The following is a 15399-nucleotide window of genomic DNA, read 5'->3' as shown; positions in this document are numbered from 1 at the left end:
AATGCGGAGGGCAAGGATCCGCCGCAAGGATCCGTCGCAAGAACATCGATCCCAGGGCATTTGGTGAGGAAGCGCGCGATGGCCGAACCGATCGTCAATCACCTGTTCGGCCTCGTGCGCACCCATTGCCCGGCCGATCCGGGCGCCAAGGTCTTCATCGAGACCTCGGAGGGCGCGCGCTATACCTATGCCGACCTTCTGGCTCGCTCCGGCGCCTATGCCAGCGCGCTCCAGGCCCTTGGCGTGAAGCCCGGCGACCGGGTTGCGGTGCAGGTCGAGAAGAGCGCCGAGGTGATCTTCCTCTATCTCGGCGCGGTGCGGGCGGGGGCGGTCTTCCTGCCGCTCAACACCGCTTACACGGGACCCGAGGTCGCCTACTTCCTCGGTGATGCCGAGCCGGCCCTGTTCGTCTGCGATCCCGCCCGTGAGGCCGAATTGTCGGCGGTCGCCCGGGAGGCCGGGGTGAAGCAGGTCCGCACCCTCGACGCATCCGGGTGCGGCAGCATGAGTGAGGCCGCCGATGCGGCGAGCCCGGACTTCGCGGACGTGCCCCGCGGGGCCGACGACCTCGCGGCGATCCTCTACACCTCGGGCACGACCGGGCGCTCCAAGGGCGCCATGCTGAGCCATGACAACCTCGCCTCCAACGCGCTCACGCTGGCGCAGTATTGGCACTTCACCGAGCGCGACGTTCTGATCCATGCCCTGCCGGTGTTTCACACCCACGGGCTGTTCGTGGCCACCAACATCGTGCTCGCCACCGGCGGCACGATGCTGTTCCTGCCCCGGCTCGATGCGAAGAAGATCCTCGAATTGATGCCGCGGGCCACCGCGATGATGGGGGTGCCGACCTTCTACACGCGGCTGCTCAAGGAGCCCGGCCTCACCCGCGAGGCGGCGGCCCCTATGCGCCTGTTCGTGTCGGGCTCCGCGCCGCTGCTCGCCGAGACGCACCGGGAATGGGCGCAGCGTACCGGCCACGCCATCCTCGAACGCTACGGCATGACCGAGACCAACATGAACACCTCGAACCCCTACGAGGGCGCGCGGCGGGCCGGCACGGTCGGCTTTCCGCTGCCGGGGGTGACCCTGCGCGTGGTCGATCCCGAAACCGGCGCGCCCCTTGGGCCCGAGGAAGTCGGGATGATCGAGGTGAAGGGCCCCAACGTGTTCCAGGGCTACTGGCGCATGCCGGAGAAGACCGCCGCCGAGCTGAAGGTGGACGGCTTCTTCATCACCGGCGATCTCGGCAAGATCGACCGCGACGGCTACGTCCACATCGTCGGCCGCGGCAAGGACCTCATCATCACCGGCGGCTACAACGTCTACCCGAAGGAGATCGAGGTCGAGATCGACGCGCTGCCCGGCGTCGTCGAATCGGCGGTGATCGGTCTGGCCCATCCCGATTTCGGCGAGGGCGTCACGGCGGTGGTGGTGCCGGGTGAGGGCGCGCCCGACGAGGCGGCGGTCCTCGCCGCGCTGGAAGGGCGGCTGGCCAAGTACAAGTGGCCCAAGCGGGTGCTGTTCGCAGCCGAACTGCCGCGCAACGCCATGGGCAAGGTGCAGAAGAACCTTTTGCGCGAGACCCACGCCGACCTCTACCGCGGCTGACGCCGTCGCCCGCGCGCGTCGGCGGGTTCTCCTGTCAGGACCCGTCGAGAGTGCCGCGCGCTGGCGCTCTCAAGCCTGTGATGCGATGCTGGCGGTGACCGGTGTTATGAGCCCGCCCATGCTCCGGGGGGCCTGCGTCCCGGTGGCGTGGACGCGATGGCGGTCCATGTATTTTCAGTCTTGAACCCTCGGAGTTTCGTCCGAACGTGACCAAGAGTGCCGAGCAGGACCGGATCGAGGCTGAACTGGTCCGCGTTTCCAAAAGCTCCGACCCGTTCGCCGCCGCCGTCAAGGCGACGCGGATGCCGATGCTGATCACCGACCCGCACCGGCCCGACAACCCGATCGTCTTCGTCAACGGAGCTTTCAGCAAGCTCACGGGCTACAGCCGCGAAGAGATCCTGGGGCGCAACTGCCGCTTCCTGCAGGGGCCGGAGACGGATCCGCGCGACGTCGCCCGGATCCGTGACGCCATCGAGCGGCGCGTGCCCGTCGAGATCGACCTTCTCAACCACAAGAAGAGCGGTGAGGTCTTCTGGAATCGCCTGCTGATCTCGCCGGTCTTCGACGACGAGGGGCAACTCACCTACTTCTTCGCCTCGCAGTTCGACGTGACCCTGGAGCGCGACCGGATGGTCCGGCTCCAGCGCGACCGCGACGCCCTGGAGCAGGAGGTCGAGCGCCGCAACGACGACCTCACCCGTAGCGAGCACCGCCTCGAATTCATGCTGGCCGCCGGCCGGCTCGGTGCCTGGTCCCTCGATCTCGCCGAGCGCCGGCTCGTCGCCTCCGACCTGTGCAAAGAGAATTTCGGGCGCCCGCTCGGCGAGCCCTTCAGCTACGACGACCTCGTCGAGGCGGTGGTGCCGGAGGATCGCGAGCGGATGCAGGCCGCGATGCAGGCGGCCATCGACCGTCGGAGCGATTACGACGTCGAGCACCGTGTCACGGCATCCGGCGGCGAGGTGCGCTGGGTGCAGTTGCGCGGCCGGGCCTATTACCGGGCCGACGGAGCGCCGCATTCCATGGCCGGCATCTCGCTGGACGTGACCGACCGCAAGCGGGCCGACGAGCAGCGCAGCCTGCTCGCCGCCGAGATGAAGCACCGGGTGAAGAACTCGATCGCCACGGTCCAATCCATCGCCCACCAGACCCTGCGCAACGCCGCCTCGCTCGACGACGCCCGCCGGACGCTGGACGCGCGCCTCAATTCGCTCGCCACCGCCCACGACATCCTCACCTCGGAAGCCACCGCCGGGGCGACCCTCGCCGAGGCGGTGGAGAGCGCCCTGCAGCCGTTCCGGGTCAGCCCGCGCAACCGCATCCGCTTCGGCGGGCCGGAGGTGCGCCTCACCTCCCGCCTGACGCTGGCCGTGGTGATGGCGCTGCACGAACTCGCCACCAACGCCGTGAAGTATGGCGGCCTCTCGAACAATTCGGGCCGCATCATCCTCAACTGGGACGTCGAGGGTCATGCGTCCAAGCGCCTGCTGATGCGCTGGGAGGAATTCGACGGTCCGCCGGTCGAGAAGCCGTCGCGGATCGGGTTCGGCACGCGCATGATCGAGCGGGTCCTGGCGGCCGAGTTCGGCGGCGAGGCCAAAATCGACTACCGCAGCCGCGGCCTCGTCCTCACGCTCGAGGCGCCGCTGCCCGAGCGCGAGGTCGCCTGAGGGGCACGCGCGCCGAAGCCGTCTCCCGTCCCGGCGTTTCCGGTGGATGCGCGGCGGTTCGAGGGAACGGCCAAGCCTGATCCGGGGTTGAACGGCGTCTCATCCAGGCGCTTGCGCCCGACCCCGCGAATCATGCCGTCCTCCCCCCAGACTCCGCCCCGCCTGCCCGCGGAAGGCACGGCCTCCGTGCTCTGGACCCTGATGATGGGTGCGGCGCTGGTCGCGCTCGCCGCCGCGTCCCGGCGCCGGCCCGACGCGGACGACGAGCCTGCGGCCGAGGAGGCCAAGGAGCGCAACGGCGGCGCCCATTCCCACGAGGGGCGCTCCGCCCGCTGGGTCGCGGCGACGCAAGCCGATCGGGGGCGCGCCGCCGACCATCCCGGCGAGATCCCGTCGCCCGGCTGGTGGGATATCGCCACGCGGGTCTACCTCGAATTCAACAAGGACCGGGTGCTCTCGGTCGCGGCGGGCGTGACCTTCTACACCCTGCTCTCGCTGTTCCCGGCGATTGCCGCGCTCGTCACCTGCTACGGGCTCGTGGCCGACGTGAACACGATCAACGTCCACCTTTCCACCCTGCACGGCGTGCTGCCGGAGAGCGCCACCGAGATCATCGGCGAGCAGGTGAAGCGCATCGCCACCAAGGGGGGCGGTGCGCTGGGCTTCACCTTCTTCACCAGCCTGACCTTGTCGCTGTGGAGCGCCAACGCCGCGATGAAGGCGATGTTCGATGCGCTCAATGTCGTCTACGAGGAGGAGGAGAAGCGCAATTTCTTCTGGCTCAACGTCCGCTCGCTTACCTTCACCGCGGGTGCGCTGCTCTTCACCATCCTGGCGCTGATCTCGATCGTCGTACTGCCGGTGGTGTTCAACTTCCTCGGCCTCGGCGACGGAGCCCGCCTCATCGCCATGGCGCGCTGGCCGGTGCTGCTCCTCGTCCTGCTCGGCGGGCTGGCCGTGCTCTATCGCTACGGCCCGAGCCGGGAGCGGGCGCGTTGGCGCTGGGTCGGCGCCGGCAGCGTGGTGGCGGGCCTGCTCTGGCTCATCGCCTCGATCATGTTCTCCTGGTACGTCGCCAACTTCGGCAACTACAACGAGACCTACGGCTCGCTTGGCGCCGTGATCGGCTTCATGACCTGGATCTGGATCTCGGCGACGATCGTGCTGCTGGGCGGCGAGATCAACGCCGAGATCGAGCACCAGACCGCCCGCGATTCGACCACGAGTCCGCAGAAGCCGCTGGGGCAGCGGGGTGCGCGCATGGCCGACACCGTGGGTGCGGCGGCCTGAGGCGAACAACGCATCATCCGTTCTTGCGCGGGAGGGTCGCACTCGTGACAAGCGGTGCCCGGCACCATCTTGCCAAACGAGAAAAGCACCGGAGGAACGCGACATGGCCGGATCCGACGTCATCGGCACAGATCCCGAGATCCGCACGGAAGAGGAATGGCGCGCGGCGCTGACGCCGGAGCAGTACCGCGTGCTGCGCGAGCACGGCACCGAACGGGCCGGCACGAGCGGCCTCAACGCCGAGAAGCGCCCCGGCACGTTCGTCTGCGCCGGCTGCGGCGCTCCGCTGTTCGAGAGCGGCACCAAGTACGAGTCGGGCAGCGGCTGGCCGAGCTTCTTCGCGCCGCTCGACGAGGCGGTGGAGACGACGGTCGACCGCAGCCACTGGATGACCCGCACCGAGGTGCATTGCGCCCGCTGCAAGGGCCATCTCGGCCACGTCTTCGAGGATGGGCCGGCCCCGACGGGCCTGCGCTACTGCATGAACGGCGTCGCCCTCGGCTTCGAACCCGAGGGCTGAATTCATGGGATCGACCCGATGAATTCCACGCCTTTTCGGCCTCCAGGCTTGCCGCGTGGTTGTTTCGGGCCCATCACTTCGCCATGAAGGTCCATGTGAAGAACAGGTTAACGCCCCGGTCTTCGCGGACCGCCCATGTCCAATACGGTGGGCGGCAGCCGATCCCGTTCGGGATCGGCGCCCCGAAGGCCGAGTGTCCGGGGGCGGTCCCGGACCGGTGCGTGCCGACCCGCGGAGGGAAGTGAATGAGTGTCGTTCGCCGGTTTCTCGTGGCGCCCTCTCTGGTCCGTCTCTTGCGGAAGGAGCGGGGCGGGTCCCGCGTCACCGAAGGCTACTTCGCGCCGCAGGCCGGGCGGACCTCGTTCGTGCGGCTGCAGGGCACCAACTGCTTCCTCGTGCTGATGACCGGCGCCGAGGGGGCGATGGCCGAGGAGCGCACCGAAGTGCCGCGCGCCCACGGCGACGCCCTCCTCGACGTCTGCCAGGGCCGGGCGGTCTACGAGCGCACCACGGTCTCGCTCGGTGGTTCGGTCGAGGCGCTGGTCGATCGCTACGTGCGTCCGTCGGGCCTCGACATCGTCAGCCTCGTCTTCTCCGATGCCGCCGCCGCGCAGGGTTTCACGCCGCCGGTCTGGTTCGGCGCCGAAGTGACGACGGACAAGGCCTATGACGGCCAGTCGATCGCGATCACCGGCGTTCCGAATCCGGGCGACATCCCCCTGAGCAACGCTGCCCTCGATGCGGTGCTCGACCTGATCGAGCCGCGCTTCGGCTCCAATCGTCCGCCCTTCACCCCGTCGAAGCCCGTGTCGCCCCCGCGCGACGCTCCGGCGCGTCCGTCCGAGCCGCCGAAGCCCGCGCCGATTCCGGAGGCGCTCCTCGCGGCGGCGGTGGCGGAGCCGGCTACGCCTTCCGAGACCAAGTCTGAGGAGCAGCCTCAGGCCTCCGAAGAGCCTCTCCCGGCCGCTGCCGAACCGACGCCCGAAGCCTCCAAGGCCGAGGAGCTTGCACCCGCCGAAGCACCGGCGCCCGAGCCGGCCGCTATCGAAGAGCCTGCACCGACGGAGGCCGCCAGGCCCGAGGAGGCTCAGCCCGCGGCCGAGACCGCCGAGGGGCAGAAGCCTGCCGCCGAGTCCGGCGAGCGGTTGCCGCCGGATGCGCGCATCGACGACGTGATCGAGAGCCTCTCGAAGGCGCTCGGCGCCGCGATCCGCAACCCGCAGGAGCCGGGCCGCGACGAGGAAGTGACCGAGGCGTTCGAACGCTGGCAGGTTCGGCCCCGCCGCACGCAGCAGACCTGACCGGCTCCGGCCGGGTCGAAGGATTTTTGGAACGCCGGCTCCCGCAAGGGGCCGGCGTTCTTCGTTGCAGGGCCTCGAATGACGGAAGCTTGTCTGCGAGGCGGAGCGGAACGCCCCCGTTCGTCACCGACCCTGGGGCGAGGATCTTGGGGCGAGGATCTTGGGGCGAGGATCTTGGGGCGAGGATCTTGGGGATGGCGAGGCGGTCGGCCGGAACCGGCAAGGGCGACGCTTCGTTGGCTGGCATCCGGTTGCAACCTGTCGGGTGAAGCACCGGCAAGTGTTCATTCCCAAAGAGGAATCGCCGCCATGAGACGTTTCGCCATTGCTGCCGCGGGGCTGATGCTCTGCCTCCTGCCGATCGCCGGTGAGGCTCAGGCCCAGGGCATTCCCGGCGGGATGCGTCGCGGCGCGGCCGAGGGGGATCGCGTCGCCGGTCCGATCGGCGGAATCGTGGGTGGCGCCGTCGGCGGTGCCGTGGGCGGCGTGAACGGCGTGCTCGGCATCGATCCCGGCCGGCGCGCCTACCGCACCCGGATGCGCTCGAACCGCCATGACCATCACCGCCGTCACCATCATCGCCACCACCGCCACCGCTGAGTGCGCGTGGACATGCGCGGGGGAGCGGTCTGTCTCCGCCGCGCCTGTCGGCGCACCCAGGCATCCTCGCTCAGCAGGGCGAGGCCCGAGGCGACGATGATGCCGGCGCCGAGCATCGTCCAGGCGCTCGGCACGTCTCCGAACAGCAGGTAGCCGAGCAGCACCGACCACAGGATCTGCGTGTAGATGAAGGGTGCGAGCAGGCTTGCCGGTGCCCGCGCATGGGCCAGCACCAGCAGCCAGTGGCCGATCGTGCCGAACAGCCCGACCGCGATCAGCAGCGCCCAGACCGTGCCCGAGGCCGGTGCCGTCCAGATCCACGGGAGGAGAGGGCTCATCACCGCGAGCCCGCCGAGCCCGGTGTAGAACACCGTCGTGGCCGTCGAATCGTGGGCGGCGAGCTTGCGCGTCACGATCACGTAGACCGCGTAGCAGAGCATCGCGCCGAGGCTGAACAGGATCGCCGGTTTGGCCGCCAGCGCGTCCGGCCGCACGATGACGAGGACGCCGACGAAGCCCGTCGCCACCGCCGCGAGCCGCATCCGCGACGACCATTCGCCCAGCATGGGCCCTGCGAGCAGCGCGACGGTCAGCGGCGCGGCGAACTGGATCGAGATCGTCTCGGCGAGTTGGAGCGAGCGTAGCGCCAGGAAGTTGCAGGCGGTGGAGCCGAACAGCAGCAGCGAGCGCAGGATCTGGAGCGGCAGGCGCCGCGAGTGGGCCACGCCCGGCCGTGTCACCGGATTGATCAAGGCGGTCACCAGCGCGACGTTGACCGCGTAGCGCATGAAGGTGGTGAGCAGCGGATCGACGCCCGCGCCCGCCAGCACCTTGCCCGTGGCATCGAGGCTGGCGAAGAACACCGGCGCGACGCACATCAGGGCGATGCCGACGAGGCGACGCGGATCGCGGGCGGGCGTCGGTGCCGCCGCGGGCTGTCTCACGGTCACGTCGGTTCCTTTGTCGCGCGGTGGCGGACGAGTCCGAGCGGGTCTCAAATCCAGCCGGGTCGCCGCCGGAAGGCGCCCGCCACCAGCCACGCCAGGAGGTTGCCGAGCGACAGGGCGACCAGGATCGGAATGCTCTCCCCCGGCTCGATGGGATCGGTCAACTGCACCAGACGCACGGCCGCCAACGCCGTCACGAGGTTCTGCGTCGCGAACAGGAGCCAGCGCCGCCGCGTGACGGCGGCGGCCAATGCACCGGCCAGCAGCACGACGGTGAAGACTTCGCCGCCGGCCGGTTGGTAAAGGAACATCCCGCCGACGAGCAGAGCGTCCAGGAAAACCAGAGCCGGCAGCGCGAGAAGTGCCGGAATCCCTCGCATCCAGCCTCCTTCCCGCTCGCCCCGCGGAAACCGTATCACGCCGCCGGTGCTTGGCCGCATGCCGAGAAAGGCGTGTTCGGCCGCAGATCATACGAAGACGGGACGGAGGCCGCTCCGCTGTCGTTCACCCTCGCGCGCCCGGCTCGTGGATCGGGCAGCCGTTATGCGCGGCCCGGAAGCCTGCGGAGGTTGGGTAGACGGCCCGGCGCGCGCGCATGATCGCGCCGAGAGGCCGGTGCGCGGCGAGCGCGTGCCAGGGATTGAAGGCGAGCCCGTCGTCGATCTGCCTCACCTTCTCCTCGCTCCACGCGTCCTGCCGCGGGACGATGAGTCGAGCTACGGCGACATAGGGGCTCGCCTCCTCGGGCCAGGGCCTCGCGGCATCCTCGACCGGCATCGTTTCTTCGTCGGTGCGCAGTTGTGCACGCAGCTCCCACACGCCCTCGTTCTCGGCGAAGAAGGCGGTCACCGCCTCACGCAGGCCGTTGGGCCGGCCGTTGACGTTGAGGCTCGCGCCCGTCAGCGCCGTCAGTTCGGGCGAGGCCGGTGCGACCGCGACCTTGGCGACGTAGGCGCCCCAGCGCAGCGGAACCTGGCTGTAGAACGTCTCGCCGAGGATGTGCGTCTCGGGCTGGCCGCCCATCGCGATCAGGGTCGGGCTCCGGGTGCCGAGGCCTTCGAGCACCGATTCGACGCCGCGCAGGACCGCCGAGAACGCCTTCTTGAAGACTTGCGGCGTGTCGGTGGTCGCGGCCAGGAGCTTCAGGCTCTTGAGGAAGGCCGCGTCGTCCGGCGCCGTGAAGGCCGGGGCGTTGGCCATCACGAAATCTTGGCTCAGGCCCTCAGCCCCCTCCAGGCGTTCGCCCTCGACGCCGACGACCTTCAGCGCGAGGCCGCGCGGGGTCGAGACGCTGTCGTCGAGGATGTCGCCGGGATTGGTGGAGAAGCGAAGCAAAGCCTCGTAGGCGCTGGGCTTCTCGAACAGCCCTTGGGCCAGTTCGGGCGGCAGCCCCGGCAGGATCTCGAGCCGACCGGTGAGAAGGCCGTGCGCCTTGGCATGAACGCCCCGCACCGCCCGGCCGTAATCCTTGAACGTGGTCTCCTGGATTTTCGCGAAAGTCGCGAGCATCTGCGCGTGGATGTCGGCCTCGTCGGTGCGGGGCTGTTCGACGGATGGATGATAGGGAATCGGGCTTCCAGGGCTCACGTCCGGCCTCGTGGTGGATCTGCCGGCCCTGACAGGGTCGGTCTGGATCCAAACCGAGGCCGGTCGCGGCTGTTCAGAGCCAGCCGGTCACGCCTGCGCGACCGGGCCGTCGAGGGGCGCCAGCCGGGGAGCGGGCGCGCGCGCTGCGGAGGCGCCGCGTCTCCGGCGCCGGCCGAGCCGCCGGGCGAGGCCCGGCAGATCGACGGGGTCCGCGCCGGACGCGGCAGGGCCGAACACCTGCCGGTCGAGGGCGGCGAGGTCGCGTGCCAGATCCGGCTCCGCCTGCCAGAGCGCGGCGAGATCCGGCTGCGCCTGCGCGGCACGGCCGAGCACCGTCCGAAAAGTCGACGCGTCGCCCGCGGCCGCCGCCAGCCGCAGGGCACGGGCGTGACCGCGGTCGAGTTGCAGCCAGCCCGGACCGGTGCGGAAGCCGATCAGCGCGAGCCCAAGGCCGAAAGCGGCGAGCGCCGCCGCGGCCAGCGCGGACCAGGCGGCGGGCCCCGCTTCCTTGAGATCCTCCGCCCAGTCGGCGAGACCGCCGCCGATCTGGCGGGCGGGAATCTCGGTCTCGCGCAGGGTGCGCGTGAGCGTGTCGAACCAAGGGATCTTGATCGCGTCGAGCGGGATCACCTCGGCCACGCCCTTCTTGATGTCCCACTGGTAGGTCGCCCGCGCCACCGGGCCGGAGGGCGTGATGATCGTCTCGCGTTTCACCGGGCCGGCAAAGGTGATGATGCCGCGGGTGCGCATCACGGGGCGCGGCGGCAGCCCTTCGGCGAGCATGCCCTGCGCCTCCAGCGTGACGATCCGGCGTGCGGTCTCGCCCTGGTTCAGCGTCTCGGGGTCGGGGTCCCAGGAATCGGTGATCGCCACGTCCCGCGCCGGCAGCCACCACGGTTCCGCCGCATCGGGGCCGCCGCTCGCGCCCGTCCAGGCCGCCACGGGGAAGGGGACGGGCTCGGAGCGCACATCGATCTGCTTGCGCTCGCCGTTGTCATTGATCGTCAGGCGGTGGATGAACGGCTCAATGGTGAAGGTCCCGGTATGCTGGGGGAAGACTGCGATCGTGCGCTCGAATTCCAGCGCCATCTGCCCGTCGGGCATCCGCGTGCGGCCCCAGTTGTCGCGGCCGAGCTGGGTCCAGGAGAAGTTGACGAGTGCGGGCTGGCGCACCTCCTCCAGCAGAATCTGCGTGCGGTAGACCCCGCGCAGGCGCAGCAGCACCATCTCGCGGGCATAGGGCTGCGCGCCGTTCGGGAGATCGGGCGTCACGGTGAGGGTGAGGTCGCCGGGCTCGATGGCGTGGGCGGGGGCGGCCAAGGCCAGCAGGATGAGGAGGAGGGTCGCGAGCGTTCCCCTCTCCCCTCTTCGGGAGAGGAGGGCCCGCCTGAACGAGTCGAAAAAAGTTACCACGGGTTGCTGCCTCCCGGGATGGCGGTGCCGGCCTCGATGCGGCGGGCCTGCTCGGCCTTGAGGCGCAGCTTCAGGTAGCGGCCGGGCTCGTCCGGCAGGGTTTGAAGCCAGAGCCGGTCGGGGTGGATCTCGTGCGCCTCGAAACTCTTGGTGACCCGGCGCGCCTCGCGCTCGGGCGCGGCGGCGACCATGGCCGAGCCGGCGCCCTGGCGTCCGCGGCCGGCGGCGTCGCTCGCCGAGCCGCGGGCCTGCCCCTTGCCGGAATCGAGCGCCTGCTGCTCGGCCTTGCCGCGGCGGGCCACCGGGCTCGTACCCGGCAGCGAGGCGGAGGAGCCGCCTTCCTTGTTGCCGGCCAGACCCTCGCCGCTGGCGGTGGCGCGGATGTCGTCGTTCTGGTCCTGATTGGCGGTGTTGTTGTAGCGGGCGCCGTACTGCGCCGAGGCGTTGGCGATGCCGCCGCCCTTGCCGCGGTCGATCTCCTCTTCCAGGGCCTTGGCGATCAACGAGCGGTTGGCCTGCGCGTCGGCGTCGCGCGGGTTGTAGGTCAGCGCCTCGTCGTAGGCCTCGAGCGCACCTTGCAGGTCGCCGGAGCGGGCGAGCGCGTTGCCGAGGTTGTAGGCGCCGCGCTTGCCCTGCGCCCGGAACAACGGAATCGCCTCACTGTGGCGCCCGGCCTCGTAGAGGGCGGCGGCGCGCCATGCGGGGGTGTCGAACACCTGAACGGCCGCGCCGGGCAGACCGGCCGCCATCAGGAAGCGGCCCAGCGTCGTGCGCGGCTCCGACACGAGCAGCAATCCGAGGAGGCCGCCGCCCGCGAGCGCAAGCCCGGCGATGCGCGCGAGCCGCCGCCAGTTGCGCGGGAAGGCGACGGGCAGCATCCGCCGCAGCGAGGTCGATCGAGCGAAGGGGCGGGGCGAGAAGGACGCCAGCATCACGCGCTCCGTCGGAACAGGAGGAGGGCGGGCAGAAGCGCCAGCAGCAGCAGCCAGCGGCCGAGATCGGCGAAGGCGAGCACGCCGTAGCCGTTCGCGGCGAGGTGCTGGGCGGTCGAGGCGCCGACACGGTCGAGCACCGCCTCGGAGCCATCGATGTCGGCGGCCCGGCCGCCGCCCGCGCTCGCGAGCCGGTCGAGGGCGGTCCGGTCGGGGCGCGGCGCGCCGGGTGGCAGCGCCTTGCCCGCGGGCACGAACAGGGCGTGGAGCTGCCAGCCCTTGTCCCGGATCGCGGCGGCCTCGCGCTCGGCCGCCTGACCGATCCCGTCGCCGTCGGAGATGAGCACGACGTCGGCGGCGACGACGTTGGCCTCGGCCAGCGTCCGGCGGGCCAGCGCCAGCCCGCGTTCCGGGTGGCTGCCCCGGTCGGGCACGGTGTCGGCATCGAGGGCGAACAGGGTGGTGGCGAGGCTCTCGCGGTCGTTGGTCGGCGACAGCGCGGTATAGGCGTCGCCCGCATAGACGATCAGCGCCAGCGAGCGGGTGCCCGCGGCCTCCGCCACCGCTTCCGCCGCCTGCCGCGCTTCCTTGAAGCGCCCGCCCTCGGTGACCGAGCGGGAGAGGTCGAGCACGATCACCGTGGCGTCGAGGTTGCGGAAGGTCGAGGCCTCCGGGCGCTCGATGGCCGGGCCGGTGAGCGCCAGCGCCAGGATGCCGGCGGCGAGCGCGGCGGCGATGTTGGCTTGCCGCCGCCCGCCCAGCACCGCGCCGCGGCGGGCGAACAGCGCCATCAGGTGCGGATCGACCGCCTTGCTCCAGTCGCCCAGCGGTGCCGAGCGCCACGCCGCCCGCAATGCGAGCAGAGCCACGACGGGAATCGCCAGGAACCAGAGCGGGCGCAGGAGGGTGAGGGATTCGATCATGCGATTCCCGATCAGATCCTGCGCCGCGTCGCCAGGAGCCCGCAGGCGCAGAGGAAGGCGAGCGCCGCCGGCCAGGGCCAGAGGTCGCGCCGCAGGGGCAGCGGCGGTGCCTTGGCGCGTCCGCCCTCCAACTCGTCGATGGCGTTGGCCACGCTTTCCAGATCGTCGGTGGTCTTCACGCGGAACGCCCGGCCGCCGCTGGTCTCGGCCATGGCCCGCAGGGTCTCGACATCGACCACATCCTGCTCGTTGTCGGGGTTGTCGGCCATGTCGATCGGCCCGAGCGCGATGGTGTAGACGCGCACGCCGAGATCCTTTGCCAGCGCCGCCACGTCCTTGGGTGCGGTCTGGCCGGCATTGTTGGCCCCGTCCGAGAGCAGCACCACGACCTTGTCGCGGGAGGGGGGCGGCCCTTCGCCGTCGGCCGCCGCGACCTGGGCCGGGGCGAGGCGCTTGAGCGCGAGGCCGAGCCCGTCGCCGATGCCGGTGGAGCGCCCGACGAGGCCGATGGTCGCCTCCTCCAGGGTGCGGGCGACGGTGGCGGTGTCGAAGGTGGGGGCTGCGGCGACGTAGGCCTGATCGGCGAACTCGACGAGGCCGATGCGGTCGCCGGCCCGGCGGCGGATGAACTCGGCGCCGACGCGCTTCACCGCCGCGAGCCGGCTGACCGTTTCACCGTCCAGCGAGAAATCCTTGCGCTCCATGCTGCCCGAGAGGTCGAGGGCGAGCACGATCTCCCGTGCCGAGGCCGGCAGCGCGGTCGCGGGCAGGACGAGGCGGGGACCGGCCAGCGCGACGACGAGGGCCGCCCAGAGCGTTCCGACGAGCCAGAGACGACGGCGGCCGCGGGCGGCGATGCTCTCGGCGTGCTCGGCGCCGCCGACGAGGGAGGGGGGAACACGCAAGGCGCCGCTGCCGCCCTGGCGCTCCGGCGGGATCAGCCGGGCGGCGAGCGGCAGGGGCAGGAGCAGCAGGGCGAGCGGCGCCGCGAAGTCGAAGGCGGAGGCGAGAGCCGTGATCCAGGTGGGCATTCGGATCAGGCCCGGATCTGTGAGAGCAGGCGGCCGAGGCCGGCATCGATGGCGGCGGGATCGACGGTCTTCGGGCGCCGGTAGAGATCGTCGGTGAAGACGCGGCCCGGCCCGGAGCGGAAGAAATCGGTGGCGAAGGTGGTGTCGAGCGTCGCCGCCCAGGCCGCGCCGCTTGTGTCGGCCGCTGCCTCGCCCTTGAGCGTGCGCACCACGCGCCGCAGCAGCCGGGCCTGCGCGACGCGGCGGGCCTCCGGCTCGAGGTTTCGGGCCAGCGCCAACTCGCGCAGGGCCGCCCGGCGGACCGAGGCGCCGCGACGCGCCCGGACGAGGCGGATCAGGCCGACGAGCAGCGCGAGGCTGAAGCCGACGGCCAGAGCGGCCACCATCTCGGGCTGCACCGCGCTGTTGCCGCCGGTGGGGAGATGGAGCCCGCGCAAGGTGGAGAGGTCGGGAGCGGGGCCGGTCATTCCTGCCTCCTCCGCACATCCCCTCTCCCCGCAGGCGGGGAGAGGGCTCTGTCGACCTTGTTGTCGGCAGAGCGAGCCGGCAGGCGAGGGTGAGGGGACGCCGCCGAAAGAGTCTCTTCCTGAACCGCCCCCGCTCCCCGGATGCGGGAAAAGGGGGATTCATTCCCGATCTCACAACACCGCATCGAGCCGCTCCATCAGGGGGGCGTAGCTCTCCGGTCCGGCCTCGACGTCGATGCGCAGGCCCTCGACCCCGCAGGCATGGAGGCGCGCGAGGCGCGGGTCGATCGCATCGGCGGGCTGGGCCCTGCGGTCGGCCTGGACGGTGCCGCGGCGTCCGCCCGGCAGGGCGTAGGGGTAGAGGCCGGCCGGGCGCGCCCGCTCGAAGGCGTCGCTGACCAGCAGCAGGCGGATCGAGAGCCGCTCGGCCAGCGCGGTGATCAGATTCTCGAAATCCGGCCCCGGCGCATCCAGCGCGCTCGCCACGACGAGGTGTCCGCCCGAGGGCAGGAGCGAGCGGGCGAGCGCCAGCGTTTCGGTGAGCGGCGGGTCGTCCACCGTCGGGCCGGCGAGGGCTTCGGCGTGGGCATGGGCCAGTGCGCCGGTGACGGCGGTCATCGCCCGCTCGCCGCCGGCCGGGCGGATCACCGCGGGCTCACCCGCGCCCGCCGCGATCAAGCCGATGCGCCCGCCATCGCCGACGATGCGCCAGCCGAGCAGCGTCAGCGCCTCGGCCGCCGCCACCGAGCGCAGCGCCCGGCGGGTGCCGAACAGCATCGAGGGCCGAAAATCGGCGAGCAGCACCACGGCGCGGTCGCGCTCGTCGTGATGGGTGCGCACGTGCACTTGGCCGGTGCGGGCGGTGGCGTTGCGGTCGATGAAGCGGCGGTCGTCCCCCTCGGACCAGGGCCGCACGTCGTCCGGCTCCGAGCCGCGCCCGCGCTTGCGCGTGACGATGCCGCCAGGCAACCCGGCGATGGTGCGGGTCGCGGGCGAGACGCCGCGCCGCGCGAGATGGCGCAGGCTCATGAGGCCGGCCCCGGACAGGTGGATGCCGGGGGCGTCGGTCAGGTCGCTTGCGGGGGCCGCCGTCGCGGTCATGAT

At 71.2% G+C, this 15399-nt stretch carries 15 protein-coding genes; 6 read left to right on the top strand and 9 right to left on the bottom strand.

Annotated features, from left to right (window positions below; genetic code table 11):
* The first annotated feature begins 78 nt into the window (after positions 1-78).
* From Y590_RS03135 to Y590_RS03110, 6 genes are all read left to right on the top strand, one after another.
* Positions 79-1611, top strand: coding sequence for a malonate--CoA ligase (locus Y590_RS03135; RefSeq protein WP_060768605.1), 1533 nt, complete (start codon positions 79-81; stop codon positions 1609-1611).
* A 206-nt stretch (positions 1612-1817) separates the two neighbouring features.
* Complete coding sequence (locus Y590_RS03130; protein ID WP_060768604.1) at positions 1818-3284, top strand: HWE histidine kinase domain-containing protein; 1467 nt, start codon at positions 1818-1820, stop codon at positions 3282-3284.
* 132 nt (positions 3285-3416) lie between these two features.
* Entirely contained in the window at positions 3417-4574 is a 1158-nt protein-coding gene (locus Y590_RS03125; RefSeq protein ID WP_060768603.1) for a YihY/virulence factor BrkB family protein, read from the top strand.
* Between the two features lie 103 nt (positions 4575-4677).
* Positions 4678-5094: a peptide-methionine (R)-S-oxide reductase MsrB gene (gene msrB, locus Y590_RS03120; RefSeq protein ID WP_060768602.1), complete on the top strand. Its 417-nt coding sequence runs from the start codon at positions 4678-4680 to the stop codon at positions 5092-5094.
* Positions 5095-5339: 245 nt separating this feature from the next.
* Positions 5340-6395, top strand: a complete 1056-nt coding sequence (locus Y590_RS03115; RefSeq protein WP_060768601.1) for a hypothetical protein — start codon at positions 5340-5342, stop codon at positions 6393-6395.
* 309 nt (positions 6396-6704) lie between these two features.
* A complete protein-coding gene (locus Y590_RS03110) occupies positions 6705-6995 on the top strand; it encodes a hypothetical protein (protein WP_060768600.1) in 291 nt (96 codons plus the stop codon).
* Here the strand turns inward: Y590_RS03110 and Y590_RS03105 are convergent.
* From Y590_RS03105 to Y590_RS03065, 9 genes are all read right to left on the bottom strand, one after another.
* Complete coding sequence (locus Y590_RS03105; RefSeq protein WP_245517573.1) at positions 6971-7939, bottom strand: DMT family transporter; 969 nt, start codon at positions 7937-7939, stop codon at positions 6971-6973. The two genes, Y590_RS03110 and Y590_RS03105, sit on opposite strands and share 25 nt — an antisense overlap.
* A gap of 50 nt (positions 7940-7989) precedes the next feature.
* Entirely contained in the window at positions 7990-8322 is a 333-nt protein-coding gene (locus tag Y590_RS03100) for a hypothetical protein (RefSeq protein WP_060768598.1), read from the bottom strand.
* A gap of 124 nt (positions 8323-8446) precedes the next feature.
* Positions 8447-9529, bottom strand: a complete 1083-nt coding sequence (locus Y590_RS03095; protein WP_060768597.1) for a catalase family protein — start codon at positions 9527-9529, stop codon at positions 8447-8449.
* Positions 9530-9616: 87 nt separating this feature from the next.
* A complete protein-coding gene (locus Y590_RS03090) occupies positions 9617-10942 on the bottom strand; it encodes a BatD family protein (RefSeq protein ID WP_060768596.1) in 1326 nt (441 codons plus the stop codon).
* Complete coding sequence (locus Y590_RS03085) at positions 10936-11874, bottom strand: tetratricopeptide repeat protein (RefSeq protein ID WP_060768595.1); 939 nt, start codon at positions 11872-11874, stop codon at positions 10936-10938. Before Y590_RS03085 ends, Y590_RS03090 begins: the two co-directional genes overlap by 7 nt.
* A complete protein-coding gene (locus Y590_RS03080; RefSeq protein ID WP_060768594.1) occupies positions 11874-12797 on the bottom strand; it encodes a VWA domain-containing protein in 924 nt (307 codons plus the stop codon). Before Y590_RS03080 ends, Y590_RS03085 begins: the two co-directional genes overlap by 1 nt.
* 11 nt (positions 12798-12808) lie before the next feature.
* The gene (locus Y590_RS03075) at positions 12809-13828 is read right to left on the bottom strand and encodes a VWA domain-containing protein (protein ID WP_060768593.1); all 1020 of its coding nucleotides are present in this window, start codon (positions 13826-13828) and stop codon (positions 12809-12811) included.
* Positions 13829-13833: 5 nt separating this feature from the next.
* Complete coding sequence (locus Y590_RS03070; protein ID WP_060768592.1) at positions 13834-14295, bottom strand: DUF4381 domain-containing protein; 462 nt, start codon at positions 14293-14295, stop codon at positions 13834-13836.
* Between the two features lie 171 nt (positions 14296-14466).
* A complete protein-coding gene (locus tag Y590_RS03065; RefSeq protein ID WP_060768591.1) occupies positions 14467-15396 on the bottom strand; it encodes a DUF58 domain-containing protein in 930 nt (309 codons plus the stop codon).
* Positions 15397-15399: the final 3 nt, after the last annotated feature.

The sequence above is a fragment of the Methylobacterium sp. AMS5 genome, assembly GCF_001542815.1.
Lineage (GTDB): Bacteria > Pseudomonadota > Alphaproteobacteria > Rhizobiales > Beijerinckiaceae > Methylobacterium.
This window is presented reverse-complemented; position numbering and strand designations above follow the sequence as displayed.